At 63.5% G+C, this 15,135-nt stretch carries 14 protein-coding genes; 9 read left to right on the top strand and 5 right to left on the bottom strand.

Going from position 1 to position 15,135, the window contains the following annotated elements; all coding sequences use genetic code 11:
* Window positions 1-352 precede the first annotated feature (352 nt).
* Entirely contained in the window at window positions 353-871 is a 519-nt protein-coding gene (locus BLR26_RS05440) for a glycine cleavage system transcriptional repressor (protein WP_045199194.1), read from the top strand.
* A gap of 97 nt (window positions 872-968) precedes the next feature.
* On the opposite strand, the gene rarD is transcribed toward BLR26_RS05440, so the two are convergent.
* From rarD to BLR26_RS05465, 5 genes are all read right to left on the bottom strand, one after another.
* Window positions 969-1,856, bottom strand: a complete 888-nt coding sequence (gene rarD / locus BLR26_RS05445) for an EamA family transporter RarD (RefSeq protein WP_045199195.1) — start codon at window positions 1,854-1,856, stop codon at window positions 969-971.
* Between the two features lie 65 nt (window positions 1,857-1,921).
* Complete coding sequence (locus tag BLR26_RS05450) at window positions 1,922-2,896, bottom strand: serine/threonine protein kinase (RefSeq protein WP_093378854.1); 975 nt, start codon at window positions 2,894-2,896, stop codon at window positions 1,922-1,924.
* A 161-nt stretch (window positions 2,897-3,057) separates the two neighbouring features.
* The gene (locus BLR26_RS05455) at window positions 3,058-4,965 is read right to left on the bottom strand and encodes a PhoX family protein (protein ID WP_093378859.1); all 1,908 of its coding nucleotides are present in this window, start codon (window positions 4,963-4,965) and stop codon (window positions 3,058-3,060) included.
* Window positions 4,966-5,028: 63 nt separating this feature from the next.
* Entirely contained in the window at window positions 5,029-5,793 is a 765-nt protein-coding gene (locus tag BLR26_RS05460; RefSeq protein ID WP_093378862.1) for a TOBE domain-containing protein, read from the bottom strand.
* 59 nt (window positions 5,794-5,852) lie between these two features.
* The gene (locus BLR26_RS05465; protein WP_093378871.1) at window positions 5,853-6,590 is read right to left on the bottom strand and encodes a ComF family protein; all 738 of its coding nucleotides are present in this window, start codon (window positions 6,588-6,590) and stop codon (window positions 5,853-5,855) included.
* 89 nt (window positions 6,591-6,679) lie between these two features.
* Here BLR26_RS05465 and bioB point away from each other — a divergent pair, with 89 nt between their 5' ends.
* The 8 genes from bioB to BLR26_RS05505 all read left to right on the top strand — a co-directional run bounded on the left by bioB (window position 6,680) and on the right by BLR26_RS05505 (window position 15,125).
* On the top strand, window positions 6,680-7,738 hold the full coding sequence (gene bioB / locus BLR26_RS05470) for a biotin synthase BioB (RefSeq protein ID WP_045199206.1): 1,059 nt from the start codon (window positions 6,680-6,682) through the stop codon (window positions 7,736-7,738).
* 7 nt (window positions 7,739-7,745) lie between these two features.
* Window positions 7,746-8,918: an 8-amino-7-oxononanoate synthase gene (bioF, locus tag BLR26_RS05475; protein WP_093378874.1), complete on the top strand. Its 1,173-nt coding sequence runs from the start codon at window positions 7,746-7,748 to the stop codon at window positions 8,916-8,918.
* The gene (locus tag BLR26_RS05480) at window positions 8,911-9,642 is read left to right on the top strand and encodes an alpha/beta fold hydrolase (RefSeq protein ID WP_093378876.1); all 732 of its coding nucleotides are present in this window, start codon (window positions 8,911-8,913) and stop codon (window positions 9,640-9,642) included. The genes bioF and BLR26_RS05480 overlap by 8 nt, the downstream gene beginning before the upstream one ends.
* Window positions 9,635-10,459 carry a malonyl-ACP O-methyltransferase BioC gene (bioC, locus tag BLR26_RS05485; protein WP_093378879.1) on the top strand — a complete coding sequence of 275 codons (825 nt, stop codon included), beginning with the start codon at window positions 9,635-9,637 and terminating at the stop codon, window positions 10,457-10,459. The genes BLR26_RS05480 and bioC overlap by 8 nt, the downstream gene beginning before the upstream one ends.
* Before the next feature lies 1 nt (window position 10,460).
* Window positions 10,461-11,141 carry a dethiobiotin synthase gene (gene bioD, locus BLR26_RS05490; protein ID WP_093378882.1) on the top strand — a complete coding sequence of 227 codons (681 nt, stop codon included), beginning with the start codon at window positions 10,461-10,463 and terminating at the stop codon, window positions 11,139-11,141.
* 107 nt (window positions 11,142-11,248) lie between these two features.
* Window positions 11,249-11,545 (top strand): hypothetical protein, encoded by a 297-nt coding sequence (locus BLR26_RS05495; protein ID WP_045199215.1) that lies wholly within the window; start codon window positions 11,249-11,251, stop codon window positions 11,543-11,545.
* 269 nt (window positions 11,546-11,814) lie between these two features.
* Entirely contained in the window at window positions 11,815-13,620 is a 1,806-nt protein-coding gene (locus tag BLR26_RS05500; protein ID WP_093378885.1) for a phenylacyl-CoA dehydrogenase, read from the top strand.
* Between the two features lie 221 nt (window positions 13,621-13,841).
* Window positions 13,842-15,125, top strand: coding sequence for a GGDEF domain-containing protein (locus BLR26_RS05505; protein ID WP_045199217.1), 1,284 nt, complete (start codon window positions 13,842-13,844; stop codon window positions 15,123-15,125).
* Window positions 15,126-15,135: the final 10 nt, after the last annotated feature.

Genomic DNA, 15,135 nt, shown 5'->3' on the forward strand with positions numbered 1-15,135 from the left:
TGTGGGCGGCTGGGTGCGGCCTGCCAGACAGGCTGGCAGGCGTTGGCGTATTTTCACAGGCGCCTTGGCAGACATCGATCCAACGTTTTGTAGTCCACGCTGCGGCATACTACATGATGCGCTGCGGTTGTGAAAATCAGACTAAATACGTCGTTCTGCGACCAATTGGTCGCATAGGGTCACGCTGGGAGTGCGTATGTTCTCAAAAAAGCGGCAGATTGTTCCAGATAAATCTTGAAATAGTACACGATTAGTCAATCGCTGCTCCTGCGGCAGGTTGCCGCGCCTTGCCTATACTTTCTGCGCGCCCTTTGATTTCGGGGGCTGAACGTCAAAAGCAGAGGGTTAGCGCGTGGATCATCTCGTATTGACAGTGATCGCCCCCGACAAGGCCGGGCAGGTCGAGCGGATCGCTCAATGCATTGCCGAGCATAACGGTAACTGGTTGGAGAGCCGCATGTCGCGCATGGCCGGGCAATTTGCCGGCATTCTCAAGGTAGCGGTGCCGGCCGAGTCCTACGATGAACTGGTCGAGGCGCTGAAGGCCCTGATCAAGCACGACATTCGTGTGCTGATCGCCGAGAGCGGCATTGAGCCGTCCTGCACCTGGAAGCCGATCGCCATGGAGCTGGTGGGCAATGACCGCCCGGGTATCGTTCGCGACATTACCCGGCTGCTGGCCGAGCAGGGCGTCAACGTCGAGCGCCTGACCACCGAGGTGCGACCGGCGCCGATGAGCAGCGAACCGCTGTTCCATGCCGATGCCTTGCTGGCGGTGCCGCTGACGCTGTCGCTGGAGGTGTTGCAGGGCAAGCTGGAGGCATTGGCCGACGACCTGATGGTCGAATTGAACCTGCGCCCCGAGGATTAGTTATCCCGGTTATCGGGGATGCGCCTGTGGATAAGCTTGGGAGATGTCGCTGCAGGCCACGATTGGCGTGGCCTGCAGGTGGTTGTGTGTTTTTTGATCAGCTGCGCCGGCGCAGGCTCAGCCAGGCGTCGACGCTGTACAGCGCCAGGCCCGCCCAGATGAACATGAAGGCCACCAAGGTGCTGCTCGACAGGTGCTCGCCGAACAGCCACACCGCCTGCAGCAGGACCAGGGTTGGCGCCAGGTACTGTAAGAAGCCCAGGGTGGTGTAGGGCAGGTGCCGGGCGGCGGCGTTGAAGCACACCAGCGGCACCAGGGTGACCGGACCTGCGGCTATCAGCCACAAGGCTTCGCTACTGGTATAGAAACTGGCCTGGGCGCTGTGAGCCATGGGGTTGAGCAGCATCCAGCCGATGGCCAGCGGCACCAGCATCCAGGTTTCCACCACCAGCCCGGGCAAGGCGGCGACCGGCGCCTGTTTGCGGATCAAGCCATAGAAACCAAAGCTCAGCGCCAGTACCAGGGATACCCAGGGCAGGCTACCGACCTGCCAAACTTGTTGCGCTACCCCAAGCGCGGCCAGCCCTACTGCGACCCACTGCAAACGGCGCAGGCGTTCACCGAGTAAAAGCATGCCCAGCAGCACGTTGACCAGCGGGTTGATGTAGTAGCCCAGGCTGGCTTCAAGCATGCGCCCGTTGTTCACCGACCACACGTAAGTCAGCCAGTTGCCGGCGATCAGCGAGCCGCTCAGGGCCAGGATCGCCAGGCGCTTGGGGTTTTCGCGCAGTTCGCGTAACCAGCCCGGATGTTTCCAGACCAGCAGCAGCAACGAGCCGAACAGCGCCGACCAGAGCACCCGGTGGACGATGATTTCTACCGCGGGGACGCTTTGCAGCGCTTTGAAGTAGAGCGGGAACAAACCCCAGATGATGTAGGCGCTCAGGCCCAGGATGTACCCGCGGCGCGGGTTGGCGGCGTGCATGCAGATTCCTTGCTTAGGCAGCTATCTAAAAGCAGGGGGCTATTGTAGACAGACTCGCACGCGCTTCAGAACAATTTCAGCGGTTCTTCATCCAGCGCCGCCATTTGTTCGCGCAGGGCGAGGATCTGGTCGCCCCAGTAGCGCTCCTGGCCGAACCAGGGGAAGCTGCGCGGGAACGCCGGATCGTCCCAGCGCCGGGCCAGCCAGGCACTGTAATGCAACAGGCGCAGGGCGCGCAGAGGCTCGATCAGCGCCAGCTCGCGCGGGTCGAAATCGTGGAACTCGTTGTAGCCATCCATCAGCTCGGCGAGTTGGCCAAGACGCTCGTGGCGTTCGCCGGCAAGCATCATCCACAGGTCCTGCACGGCCGGGCCGGTGCGGCAGTCGTCGAGATCGACGATGTGGAACACTTCGTCGCGGCACATCATGTTGCCCGGGTGGCAGTCGCCGTGCAGGCGGATGACCTGGTGCGGAGTGCTGGCGTAGATCGCTTCGACCCGCTTGAGCAGGTCGCGGGCTACCGATTCGAAAGCCGGCAGCAGGCTTTTAGGGATGAAGTTGCCTTCGAGCAGGGTGTTCAGCGAGGCGTGGCCGAAGTTATCCACCGCCAGCGCTTCGCGGTGCTCGAACGGGCGGGTAGCGCCAACCCCGTGCAGGCGGCCGAGCAATTGCCCGAGGCGATACAGCTGATCAAGATTGCCTGGCTCCGGCGCGCGACCACCGCGGCGCGGGAACAGGGTGAAGCGAAAGCCGCTGTGCTCGAACAGGGTCTCGCCGTTGTGCACCAGTGGCGCCACCACCGGCACTTCGCATTCGGCGAGTTCCGCGGTAAAGCTGTGTTCTTCGAGGATCGCCGCGTCGCTCCAGCGGTCCGGGCGGTAGAACTTGGCGATCAGTGGTTCAGCCCCTTCGATGCCCACCTGGTAGACCCGGTTCTCGTAGCTGTTGAGTGCCAGCACCCGGGCGTCGCTGAGAAAGCCAATGCTTTCCACGGCGTCCAGGACCAGGTCGGGGGTGAGTGTTTCAAAGGGGTGGGACATGCTCGCTCCTGCTATGCGGCAGGTGGCCGCAAGGTTCCTGCATGGTATCGCACATCGCCGGCTCGTGTGGGAGCGGGCTTGCCCCGCGATGCAGACACCAACTGATGTGCCGTCTGCACTGGCGTCATCGCGGGTCAAGTCGAGTTGTCGCACCGCCGCTCCTACAGATGGGCGCCAACGATCCCACCATCCTCCCTGCTGATTGCCATCACCGACGAGCGCGGCTTGCCATTGGGCAGGTGCTCGGGGAAGGTCGAACCGCCGGTTTCGCCCGGATGCTGGATACCGACGAACAGCGTGCGCTGGTCCGGGGCAAAGGCGATGCCGGTCACTTCGCAGGCCACCGGGCCGACCATGAAGCGGCGGATCTCGCCACTGGCAGGATCTGCACAGAGCATCTGGTTGTTGCCCATGCCGGCGAAGTCACCGCTGTTGCTGTAGTCGCCGTCAGTCAGTATCCACAAGCGGCCATCGGCATCGAAGCCCAGGCCATCGGGGCTATTGAACATGTTTTGCGGGGTGATGTTGGCGGAACCTGCCTTGGCATCACCGGCATGCACGGATGGATTGCCGGCCACCACGAACAGGTCCCAGTCGAAGCTCATCGCGCCATGGTCATCGGCGCTTTCGCGCCAGCGCAGGATCTGCCCGTAGACATTCTTCTCGCGCGGGTTGGGGCCGCCGACCGGCTGGCCGTCTTCACCGCGTTTGACGTTATTGGTCAGGGTGCAATAGACCTGGCCGTCCGTGGGGCTGACCACGATCCACTCCGGGCGGTCCATGCGCGTGGCCTGCAGGTGGCTGGCGGCCAGGCGTGCATGGATCAGCACCTGGGCCTGGCTGGCAAAACCGTTGGCGGCGTTGAGGCCGTGCTTGCCGTGGGTCAGCTCCAGCCATTGGCCTTTGCCGCGCGGATGGTCAGGGGTACGGTCGCCATCGTCGAAGCGCGCCACATACAAGGTGCCGTGGTCCAGCAGGTTGCGGTTGGCGCTGGCGTTCTTGTGGTCGATGCGCTCGCGGCTGATGAACTTGTAGATGAACTCGCCTCGCTCGTCGTCGCCCATGTACACCACGGCGCGGCCGTCGGCGGTCTCGGCGAGGGCGGCATTTTCGTGCTTGAAGCGGCCCAGGGCGGTGCGCTTGAGCGGTGTTGATTGCGGATCGAACGGGTCGATCTCGACCACCCAGCCATGGCGGTTGAGTTCGTTGGGGTTTTTCGCCAGGTCAAAGCGCGGGTCGTGCGGGTGCCAGTCGACGTCCTTGCCGCTGACCGAAGCGCCATAACGCTTCTGCGCGGTATCGAAGGCCTGGGCCGGATCGCTGCTGCCGAAACAGTCGGTGAAGTTCTCTTCGCAGGTCAGGTAGGTGCCCCACGGGGTTTTGCCGTTGGCGCAGTTCTGGAAGGTACCCAGCACCTTGCGCCCGCTGTTGTCGGCCGCGGTTCTGAGCAGGGCATCGCCGGCGGCGGGGCCGCTGAGGCTGATGGGCGTGTTGCCATGGATGCGTCGGTTGTAGGGCGAATCCTGGATGAATTGCCACTGGCCGTCGGCGCGTCGCACTTCGATTACCGACACCCCTTCAGCGGCCTGGGCCTTGTGCACCTCTTCGGCAGAGGCCGGTTTGCCGCCGTGGCTGAACAGGTAGCGGTAGTTGGTGTACTCGTTGTTGATCGCCATCAGCGCGCGGTTGTCGTCGCCGGGGAAGGGGAACAGGCTCATGCCGTCGTTGTGGTCACCGAACTGCAGTTCCTGGGCCTGGGCACTGCCATTGCCGGAAGGGTCAAAGGCTGGCGCGTCGGCGTGCAGCGGCTGGCCCCAGCTGATCAGCACCCGGGCCTTGTAGCCTGGTGGCAGGCTGATGCTGTCGGCGCTGGCGGCGGGAATGCTGGCAAAGCCCAGCAGGCTGCTGTTGCCGGCGCTGACGCTGGCGGCCAGAACGCTGCGGCTGAGCAGATTGCCACCGAGAAACAACGCTGCGCCGCACAGGGCCCCGGCACCGATAAAGCGCCGGCGGCTGAGACGGGTGAGCTGTTCGAGGTCGGTTGGCTGGTGTTCTTCTAATAGGTGCATGACAGGCTTCCTGCGGGTTTGGCAGTCACCTTAGTCAGGGCGCATGACGGTTTTGTGGCAGTTTTACAGCGGCGTTCCGAGAAGTACGTAGGAAGGCTGGAACTGCACCTGCAGGTCGCTACCTACAACGACCCGGTGACCCTTAAGCCAGTGAGCTTCGGCAAAGGCACACAGGGTTTGCCCGCTGGCCAGGGCCAGGCGCACTTCGGTGGGGCCCTCGGCGTCGTCAAGCAAGGCATCGACCTTGACCGGCAAGCAGTTGTAGCCCTGCGCAGGTTGTTCATCGAGGCCGAGCAACTCCAGCCAGCCGGCCTTGATCAGGGCGACGACGGCGGTACCGGGGCTCAGTTCCAGGCGAGCGGTGCTGTCGTGGGTGATCTCGGCGTCGATGCGCAGATCACCCGCCAGGGTCAGGCTGATGCGGTCATAGCGGCCCTGGGTCTCGATCGAACTGATACGCCCGTGCAGTTGGTTGCGCGCGCTGGTGCGCAGCATCAGGCGGCCGAGCAGGTCGAGATCGCTGGCGTCTTCGGCGGCTTCGAGGATCTGCGCCTGCAGCGCCTGCAAACGCTGGTACAGGCGCAGCACCCGTTGGCCTTCGGTGGACAGTTTGGCCCCACCGCCGCCACGGCCGCCGACACTGCGCTCGACCAGCGGGCTGGCCGCCAGGTTGTTGAGCTCGTCGATGGCATCCCAGGCGGCCTTGTAACTCATGCCGGCGCTTTTTGCCGCACGGGTGATCGAGCCTTGTTCGGCAATGTGTTGCAGCAAGGCAATACGCTGCGGACGGCGGACGATGTGCTGGGTGAGCAGGGCAGGCAGAGACATAAGCGGTAACGGGCACCTGAAAGGAAACAGCCCGAAAGTGCCCGCACCCCGCGTGCAAGTCAAGCGCTGCCGGGCTTGGCGGTGCGTGCCAGGCAGTAGACATCGACCCGCCGGGCACCCGCCTTGAGCAGCAGGCTGGCCAAGGCCTGGGCAGTAGCGCCAGTGGTCAGCACGTCATCCACCAGTGCCACATGACGCCCGGCAATCAGCTTGCTGTCGTGGATGGCGAAGGCCTGGCGCAGGTTGCGTTTGCGCGCCTGCGCCTTGAGACCTTGCTGGGCCGGGGTATCGAGGGTGCGGATAAGCACCTGTTCGCTGCAGCTTATGCCCAGTTGCTGCGCCAGCCAGTGACCGAGCATGCCCGCCTGGTTGTAGCCACGTTGGCGCAAACGCCGCTTTGCCAACGGCACCGGCAGCAACAAGGCCGGGCGCGGCAGCCCTTCTTCAAAGCGATGGATCAACCAGCGCCCGAGCAGTTGCGCCAGCAGGCGGCCCAGCGGCCACTGGCTGTTGTGCTTGAAGCGGGTGACCAGCGCATCGACCGGAAAGCCGTAGTGCCAGGGCGCCTCGACCCGATAGAAAGCCGGCGGGCGCCGGCTGCACTGGCCGCAAACCAGACCGTGCATGGGCAGCGGCAGGGCACAGACCTGGCAATGCTCATCGAGCCAGGGCAGTTCGCTTTCGCAGGCGACACACAAAGGGTAGGGCTGCTCGGCCGCTTCATTGCAGAGCAGACAGGTATGGTTATTAAATAGCCAGTTGTAAACCTTGTTTTTGACTTGTGGTTGACAGTGCATCAGCCTTCCTTAACTATGCGAGCTATCCGTGATGCGCTGGCGGGGTTTCCTGTGCCGGCGCTTGTACAAGCCTAAACAAGGAACCGCCGATGAGCGCCAGCACAACTGCAACAACACGTCACGACTGGTCCCTGGCCGAGGTCAAAGCCCTGTTCCAGCAGCCGTTCAATGACTTGCTGTTCCAGGCGCAAACCGTGCACCGCGCGCATTTCGACGCCAACCGCGTGCAGGTCTCGACCCTGTTGTCGATCAAGACCGGCGCCTGCCCGGAAGATTGCAAATATTGTCCGCAGTCCGGCCACTACAACACCGGGCTGGAAAAACAGAAGCTGATGGAAGTGCAGAAGGTCCTCGAAGAGGCCGCCCGCGCCAAAGCCATTGGTTCGACCCGCTTCTGCATGGGCGCGGCCTGGAAGCATCCGTCGGCCAAGGACATGCCCTACGTGCTGCAGATGGTCAAAGGGGTCAAGGCCATGGGCCTGGAAACCTGCATGACCCTCGGCAAGCTCGACCTTGAGCAAACCCAGGCGCTGGCCGAGGCCGGGCTGGACTACTACAACCACAACCTCGACACCTCGCCGGAGTTTTACGCCAGCATCATCACCACCCGCACCTACAGCGATCGCCTGCAGACCCTGGCCTATGTGCGCGACGCCGGGATGAAAATCTGTTCGGGTGGCATCCTCGGCATGGGCGAGTCGCTGGACGACCGCGCCGGGTTGCTGATCCAGCTGGCCAACCTGCCGGAGCACCCGGAGTCGGTCCCGATCAACATGTTGGTAAAGGTCGCCGGCACTCCGCTGGAAAACGCCGAAGACGTTGACCCGTTCGATTTCATCCGCATGCTCGCCGTGGCCCGCATCCTCATGCCCAAATCCCACGTGCGGCTGTCCGCCGGCCGCGAAGCGATGAACGAGCAGATGCAGGCCCTGGCCTTCTTTGCCGGTGCCAACTCGATCTTCTACGGCGAGAAACTGCTGACCACCGCCAACCCGCAAGCCGACAAGGACATGCAACTGTTCGCGCGCCTGGGCATCCAGCCCGAAGCCGGTGAAGAACACGCCGACGAAGTCCATCAAGCGGCCATCGAGCAGGCCTTGGTCGAGCACAAGAGCAGCGAGCTGTTCTACAACGCTGCCTCGGCCTGAGGCGCGCATGGCTTTTGATCTTCGCGCGCGGCTCGAGCAACGCCGCGCGGCTGACCTGTACCGTCAGCGCCCGCTGCTGCAAAGCCCGCAGGGCCCTGAAGTGGTGGTCGACGGCCAGCCGTTGCTGGCGTTCTGCAGCAATGACTACCTGGGCCTGGCCAATCACCCGGAAGTGATCGCCGCCTGGCGTGCCGGTGCCGAGCGCTGGGGTGTCGGCGGCGGCGCTTCGCACTTGGTGATCGGCCACAGCAGTCCGCATCACGCGGTCGAAGAAGCCCTGGCCGAACTTACCGGGCGGCCGCGAGCACTGCTGTTTACCACCGGCTACATGGCCAACCTCGGTGCTCTGACCGCGTTGGTCGGGCAGGGCGATACGGTGCTGCAAGACCGCCTCAATCACGCCTCGCTGCTCGATGCCGGGCTGCTCAGCGGCGCGCGCTTCAACCGCTACCTGCACAACGATGCCCAGAGCCTGGCCAGCCGCCTGGACAAGGCCGTCGGCAACACCCTGGTGGTGACTGACGGGGTGTTCAGCATGGACGGCGACCTGGCCGATCTGCCCGCCCTGGCTGCAGCGGCCAATGCCCGCGACGCCTGGCTGATGGTCGACGACGCCCATGGCCTGGGTACCTTGGGACGCAACGGCGGCGGCATCGTCGAGCATTTCGGCCTGACACTGGCGCAGGTGCCGGTGCTGATCGGCACGCTCGGCAAGGCTTGCGGTACCGCGGGTGCTTTCGTGGCGGGTAGCGAAGAGCTGATCGAATGCCTGATCCAGTTCGCCCGGCCCTACATCTATACCACCAGCCAGCCACCGGCGCTGGCCTGCGCCACCCTGCGCAGCCTGGAACTGCTGCGCAGCGAACACTGGCGACGTGAGCACCTGGCGGCGTTGATCCAGCAGTTTCGCCGCGGCGCCGAGCAGATTGGCCTGCAGTTGATGGACAGCTTCACGCCAATCCAGCCGATCCTGATCGGCGACAGCGCGCGCGCTTTGCGCCTGTCGCAGCTGCTGCGCGAGCGCGGCCTGCTGGTGACCGCGATCCGCCCACCCACGGTGCCTACCGGCAGTGCGCGGCTGCGCGTGACCCTGAGTGCGGCGCACAGCGCGGCGCAGGTGCAGCTATTGTTGAATGCATTGGCTGACTGTTATCCGCTGCTGGAGCCTGCTGATGCGTAATCATCTGATCCTGTTGCCGGGCTGGGGCCTGGGCAGCTCCGCCTTGCAACCGCTGGTGGCGACCCTACGGGCCATCGACCCCGGTTTGCGGGTCGAGATCCAGGCCTTGCCCAGCCAAGTGTCGAGCAACCCCGAAGACTGGCTCGACAAGCTCGACCGGCAACTGCCACGCCATGCCTGGCTGGGTGGCTGGTCGCTGGGCGGCATGCTCGCCGCAGAGCTCGCTGCTCGCCGAGGCGATGACTGCCATGGCTTGATCACCCTGGGCAGCAACCTCAGTTTTGTTTCGCGCCCAGGCTGGCCGCACGGTATGGCGGTGGATACCTTCCAGACCTTCCTCGAGGGCTGCCGTTATCACACCCAGGTCACCCTTAAGCGTTTTGTTTCGCTGTGCAGCCAGGGCGCGCAAGAGCCGCGCAGCCTGGCCCGGTTGCTCAGCGCCTGCATGCCCGCGCCGGCCCCCGAGGAACTGGTGGCGGGGTTGCAGGTGCTCGGCCAGCTCGATACCCGGAAGGCTGTGCAAGCTTATGGCGGCCCGCAGTTGCACCTGTTTGCCGGGCGTGACGAGCTGGTGCCGGCGGAGGTCGCCGGCGAGTTGCTGGAGATTCTGCCCGACGTGGAAGTCGGGCTGCTGGAAGACAGTGCTCATGGTTTTGTGATGGAAACACCTCATGAGTTGGCGGCAGCAATCAAGGCCTTTGTACATGAGAGTGGCGATGACTGATCTTTCCCTGCCGGGCCTGCCCGGCGCCTTGCCCGATAAACGCCAGGTTGCTGCGTCGTTCTCCCGCGCCGCCGCCAGCTACGACAGCGTCGCCGAACTGCAGCGCGCGGTAGGTACTGCGCTGCTTGAGCAGTTGCCGGGTGCACTCGAACCGCAAGGCTGGCTGGACCTGGGCAGTGGCACCGGCTACTTCAGTCGCGCCCTGAACAGCCGTTTTCCCCAAGCCGCCGGTATCGCCGTGGACATCGCCGAAGGCATGCTCGAGCACGCCCGCGAGCAGGGCGGGGCGCATCATTATGTAGCTGGCGATGCCGAGCGCTTGCCGCTGCGCGACGCCAGTGTCGAGTTGATTTTCACCAGCCTGGCGGTGCAATGGTGCGGCGATTTTCGTGCCGTGCTCAGCGAGGCCCGGCGCGTGCTGCAACCGGGTGGCGTACTGGCGTTCGCCAGCCTCTGCGTCGGCACCCTGCATGAACTGCGCGAAAGCTGGCAGGCGGTCGATGGCCTGGTGCACGTCAATCGCTTCCGGCGCCTTGAGGACTATCAGCGCCTGTGCGGCGAAAGTGAGCTGCAGGTGCTGAGCCTGCAGGCCCGGCCCCATGTGTTGCACTACCCGGATGTACGCAGCCTGACCCACGAACTCAAGGCCCTCGGCGCCCACAACCTCAACCCCGGCCGTCCGGCAGGCCTGACCGGACGCGCGCGCATGCAGGGGCTATTGCAGGCCTATGAGCGCTTCCGCCAGCCGCAAGGACTACCGGCGACCTACCAGGTGGTCTACGGTGTACTGCAAAAGCCGCCGGTAGAAGGGGATTGAGATGAACCCGGCCTATTTCATTGCAGGGACCGACACCGACGTCGGCAAGACCACCATCGCCGCCGGCCTGCTGCACGCCGCGCACCTGGCCGGCCTGAGCACCCTCGGTGCCAAGCCGGTGGCGTCCGGTTGCGAGGCCAGCAGCCAGGGCCTGCGCAACGCCGATGCCATGGCGCTGATCGCCGAAAGTTCGCTCAAGCTGCCCTACGAGCAGGTCAACCCGTTCGCCTTCGCGCCGGCCATTGCCCCGCACCTGGCGGCGCGTGAGGCCGGTATCGCCCTGAGCGTGCAGGCCTTGTTGACGCCGATGCGCGAGGTACTGGCCCAAGGCGCTGATTTCACCCTGATCGAAGGTGCTGGCGGCTGGCGAGTGCCGCTGTCCGACCAGGCCAATCTGTCGGACCTGGCCGTGGCCCTGAAGCTGCCGGTGATCCTTGTGGTCGGCGTACGTCTGGGCTGCATCAACCACGCCTTGCTGACGGCTGAAGCCATTGCCCGCGACGGCCTGCAACTGGCTGGCTGGGTGGCCAACATTGTCGACCCGCGCACCTCGCGCCTGGAGGAAAACCTCGCCAGCCTCGCCGAACGTTTACCGGCGCCGTGCCTCGGGCGGGTGCCGAAGCTCAAGCAGGTCAGCGCTGAAGCGGTGGCCGCGCACTTGCAACTGGACCTGCTGGACTGACGCTCGTCTATCGTAAGGCACAGTGCCATTAGTGTTTTCAACGGGCCTTTTGTTGGCAAGTCTGCTTCAATAGAGGCTGTTCGCCTTCAGCGTCATGGAGTTTCGACATGGAAATCTCGGGCAACTCAGTCTACTACGCAGGGCTCGGCGCCATTCAGGCCGGGCAGAATCGCGTCGATCAGGCCGCCAGCCAGATCGCCAACACCACCGTCGAGCGTGCCGCCACCAGCCAGTCCAGCGACTATCAGGCCGAGCGCCTGCGTGCGGTCGATCGCAGCCAGCAGATGGACCTGGCCACCAGCAGCGTCGAGATGGCGCTGGGCAAGCATCAGGTCGAACTTGGTGTCAAAGTGGCCAAAGCATCGGACGAAATGCTCGGCACCCTGATCGATACCTACGCCTGACCCCCTGCGGCTCGCCCTCTGCGCGCCTTCAACTAGTCTTTATGTATCAGCGCCTTGGCCTTGCAGGCCGGCGCTCGGCTGCGCGTTTGCGGGGTATTTTGCCAGGGCAATCGCGCAGTCTGGCATGGCCGAACTGCCCTCTGCTTGATGCTTGACAAGTTTTCGGCGTAAACGTATGTTTCAAACAACTGTTTGACCGAAAGCCGCCTAGAGCTGGTCGGTATATCGCGGTCTCCCTATCCAGGATTCATCAGCAGAGGTTCATCGCTATGCCTGATTACAAAGCCCCCTTGCGTGATATTCGCTTCGTTCGTGACGAGCTGCTCGGCTACGAAGCGCATTATCAGAGCCTGCCGGCTTGCCAGGACGCCACCCCGGACATGGTTGACGCCATCCTCGAGGAAGGCGCCAAGTTTTGTGAACAGGTACTGGCCCCGCTGAACCGTGTCGGTGACCTTGAAGGCTGCACCTGGAGCGAGTCGGGCGTAAAAACCCCATCCGGCTTCAAGGAAGCCTACAAGCAGTTCGTCGAAGGTGGCTGGCCGAGCCTGGCCCATGACGTCGAGCACGGCGGTCAGGGCCTGCCTGAGTCGCTGGGCCTGGCGGTCAGCGAAATGGTTGGCGAGTCGAACTGGTCGTGGGGCATGTACCCTGGCCTGTCCCACGGCGCGATGAACACCATCTCCGAGCACGGCACCGCCGAGCAGCAGGAGACCTACCTGACCAAGCTGGTATCCGGCGAATGGACCGGCACCATGTGCCTGACCGAGCCACACTGCGGTACCGACCTGGGCATGCTGCGCACCAAGGCCGAACCTCAGGCTGATGGTTCCTACAAAGTTACCGGCACCAAGATCTTCATCTCGGCCGGTGAGCACGACATGGCCGACAACATCGTCCACATCGTCCTGGCCCGCCTGCCCGATGCTCCTGCTGGCACCAAAGGCATTTCGCTGTTCATCGTGCCGAAGTTCCTGCCGACCGCCGAAGGCACTGTCGGTGAGCGCAACGCCGTTTCCTGTGGCTCGATCGAACACAAGATGGGCATCCACGGCAACGCCACCTGCGTGATGAACTTCGACGCCGCTACCGGCTACCTGATCGGCCCGGCCAACAAAGGCCTGAACTGCATGTTCACCTTCATGAACACTGCTCGCCTGGGTACCGCGCTGCAAGGCCTGGCCCACGCTGAAGTGGCGTTCCAGGGCGGCCTGAAATACGCTCGCGACCGCCTGCAAATGCGCTCGCTGACTGGCCCGAAAGCGCCGGACAAAGCCGCTGACCCGATCATCGTCCACCCGGACGTACGTCGCATGCTGCTGACCATGAAGGCGTTCGCCGAAGGCAACCGCGCCATGGTCTACTTCACCGCCAAGCAGGTGGACATCGTCAAGTACAGCCAGGACGAAGAAGAGAAGAAGAAAGCCGACGCACTGCTGGCCTTCATGACGCCGATCGCCAAGGCGTTCATGACTGAAGTCGGCTTCGAAGCAGCCAACCACGGCGTACAGATCTACGGCGGCCACGGCTTCATCGCCGAGTGGGGCATGGAGCAGAACGTTCGCGACAGCCGCATCTCGATGCTGTACGAAGGCACCACCGGCATCCAGGCCCTGGACCTGCTCGGCCGTAAAGTACTGATGACCCAGGGCGAAGCGCTCAAGGGCTTCACCAAGATCGTGCACAAGTTCTGCCAGGGCAACGAAGGCAACGAGGCGATCAGCGAGTTCGTCGCACCGCTGGCCCAGCTGAACAAAGAGTGGGGCGAGCTGACCATGAAGGTCGGTATGGCTGCAATGAAAGACCGCGAAGAAGTCGGCGCCGCTTCGGTGGACTACCTGATGTACTCCGGTTACGCCTGCCTTGCCTACTTCTGGGCCGACATGGCGCGCCTGGCTACCGAGAAGCTGGCTGCCGGCACCACTGAAGAAGCCTTCTACACCGCCAAGCTGCAGACCGCGCGTTTCTACTTCCAGCGCATTCTGCCGCGTACCCGCACGCATGTCGCAACCATGCTGTCGGGCGCCAACAACCTGATGGACATGAACGAAGAGCACTTCGGTCTCTCGTACTGATTCAAAGGCTGTAAGGAAAAACGCCTGCCCTCACCGGCAGGCGTTTTTTTTGCCTTTTGTTTTCTGTGGGAGCGGGCTTGCCCCGCGATGTGAGGTAGCTGACAGAATGCTATCGCGGGGCAAGCCCGCTCCCACCGACCAAGCGCATTCATCTATTCATGTGCGCTGCCGATACATTAAGGCACAATGCCATTATTGATCTGCCGGGTCGGAGATTACCCTTGTTTCGTTTATCCGCTGTACGCCTGAGCCACTTCCTGCCATCAGTCTGTTTGCTGGTGTCGGGGCTCGCGGCCGCTTATGTGAGAGACCTCAGCGTCTTTTTCACCTCACTGTTCAATGTCCTGCCTACTCTGGTCCTGTTGCTCGGCGGCGCCTATTGCGCCGTGTACCGTCGTCAGCGCGAACTGTTTCTGATGCTCACGGTGTACATCGCCTACTTTCTCCTCGACACCCAGACCGACTTCTACCGCGACAACGGTCGCGTGCGCGAAGACGCAGCGGTGGTGTTCCACCTGGTTTGCCTGCTGTTGCCGCTGATGTTTGCCCTGTATGGCGCCTGGCAGGAGCGTACCCACCTGTTCCAGGACATGGTCGCGCGCTTCGCCGTACTGCTGGCCGTGGGCAGCGTCGCTCTGGGCCTGGAGCAGAGTTTCCCGCAGGCACTGCTGAGCTGGTTGGCGGAGATCCGCTGGCCATCGCTGCACGGCCAGTGGATGAGCCTGATCCAGCTGGCCTACCCGGTGTTCTTCTGCGCCTTCATCCTGCTGGTGGTGCAGTACCTGCGCCAGCCACGGCCGTTGCATGCCGCGCAGTTGATCGGCCTGATCGGTATCTTCTGGATGCTGCCCAAGACTTTCATCCTGCCGTTCACCCTGAACATCATGTGCAGCCAGGTGATGCTGATGATTGCCGCAGCGGTGTCCCACGAGGCTTATCAGATGGCCTTCCGCGATGAGCTGACCGGCTTGCCCGGCCGCCGCGCGCTCAACGAACGCATGCAGCGCCTGGGGCGCAACTATGTGCTGGCGATGACCGACGTCGACCACTTCAAGAAATTCAACGACACCCATGGCCACGACGTCGGTGACCAGGTGTTGCGCCTGGTGGCCAGCAAGCTGTCCAAAGTTACCGGCGGTGGTCGGGCCTATCGCTATGGCGGTGAGGAATTTGCCGTGGTGTTCGCCGGCAAGAGCATCGAGGAGTGCATGCCGCACCTTGAGGCCGTGCGCGAGGTGATCGCTAACTACAACATCCAGTTGCGCAATCAGGACAGCCGCCCCCAGGACGACCAGCAAGGGCGCCAGCGCCGTGGTGCGTCGGCGGCCTCAAGCGTTTCGGTGACCATCAGTATCGGCGTCAGCGAGCGTCTGGCCGATCATCGCTCACCCGACGAAGTGCTCAAGTCCGCCGACCAGGCCTTGTACAGCGCCAAAGGTGCCGGGCGTAACTGTGTCGTCGCCTACGGTGTACAGGCCAAGCGTGGTGCCGTACGCATGGCGTGACCGAAATAGA

Origin of the sequence: Pseudomonas sp. UC 17F4, assembly GCF_900101695.1 — a bacterium.
GTDB lineage: Bacteria > Pseudomonadota > Gammaproteobacteria > Pseudomonadales > Pseudomonadaceae > Aquipseudomonas.

Excerpts from the sequence above, each read along its gene's own strand:
- rarD (WP_045199195.1), bottom strand. The coding sequence starts at position 1,856 with ATGCACGCCGCCAACCCGCGCCGCGGGTACATCCTGGGCCTGAGCGCC.
- BLR26_RS05450 (WP_093378854.1), bottom strand. The coding sequence starts at position 2,896 with ATGTCCCACCCCTTTGAAACACTCACCCCCGACCTGGTCCTGGACGCC.
- BLR26_RS05455 (WP_093378859.1), bottom strand. The coding sequence starts at position 4,965 with ATGCACCTATTAGAAGAACACCAGCCAACCGACCTCGAACAGCTCACC.
- BLR26_RS05460 (WP_093378862.1), bottom strand. The coding sequence starts at position 5,793 with ATGTCTCTGCCTGCCCTGCTCACCCAGCACATCGTCCGCCGTCCGCAG.
- BLR26_RS05465 (WP_093378871.1), bottom strand. The coding sequence starts at position 6,590 with ATGCACTGTCAACCACAAGTCAAAAACAAGGTTTACAACTGGCTATTT.
- bioB (WP_045199206.1), top strand. The coding sequence starts at position 6,680 with ATGAGCGCCAGCACAACTGCAACAACACGTCACGACTGGTCCCTGGCC.
- bioF (WP_093378874.1), top strand. The coding sequence starts at position 7,746 with ATGGCTTTTGATCTTCGCGCGCGGCTCGAGCAACGCCGCGCGGCTGAC.
- BLR26_RS05480 (WP_093378876.1), top strand. The coding sequence starts at position 8,911 with ATGCGTAATCATCTGATCCTGTTGCCGGGCTGGGGCCTGGGCAGCTCC.
- bioC (WP_093378879.1), top strand. The coding sequence starts at position 9,635 with ATGACTGATCTTTCCCTGCCGGGCCTGCCCGGCGCCTTGCCCGATAAA.
- bioD (WP_093378882.1), top strand. The coding sequence starts at position 10,461 with ATGAACCCGGCCTATTTCATTGCAGGGACCGACACCGACGTCGGCAAG.
- BLR26_RS05495 (WP_045199215.1), top strand. The coding sequence starts at position 11,249 with ATGGAAATCTCGGGCAACTCAGTCTACTACGCAGGGCTCGGCGCCATT.
- BLR26_RS05500 (WP_093378885.1), top strand. The coding sequence starts at position 11,815 with ATGCCTGATTACAAAGCCCCCTTGCGTGATATTCGCTTCGTTCGTGAC.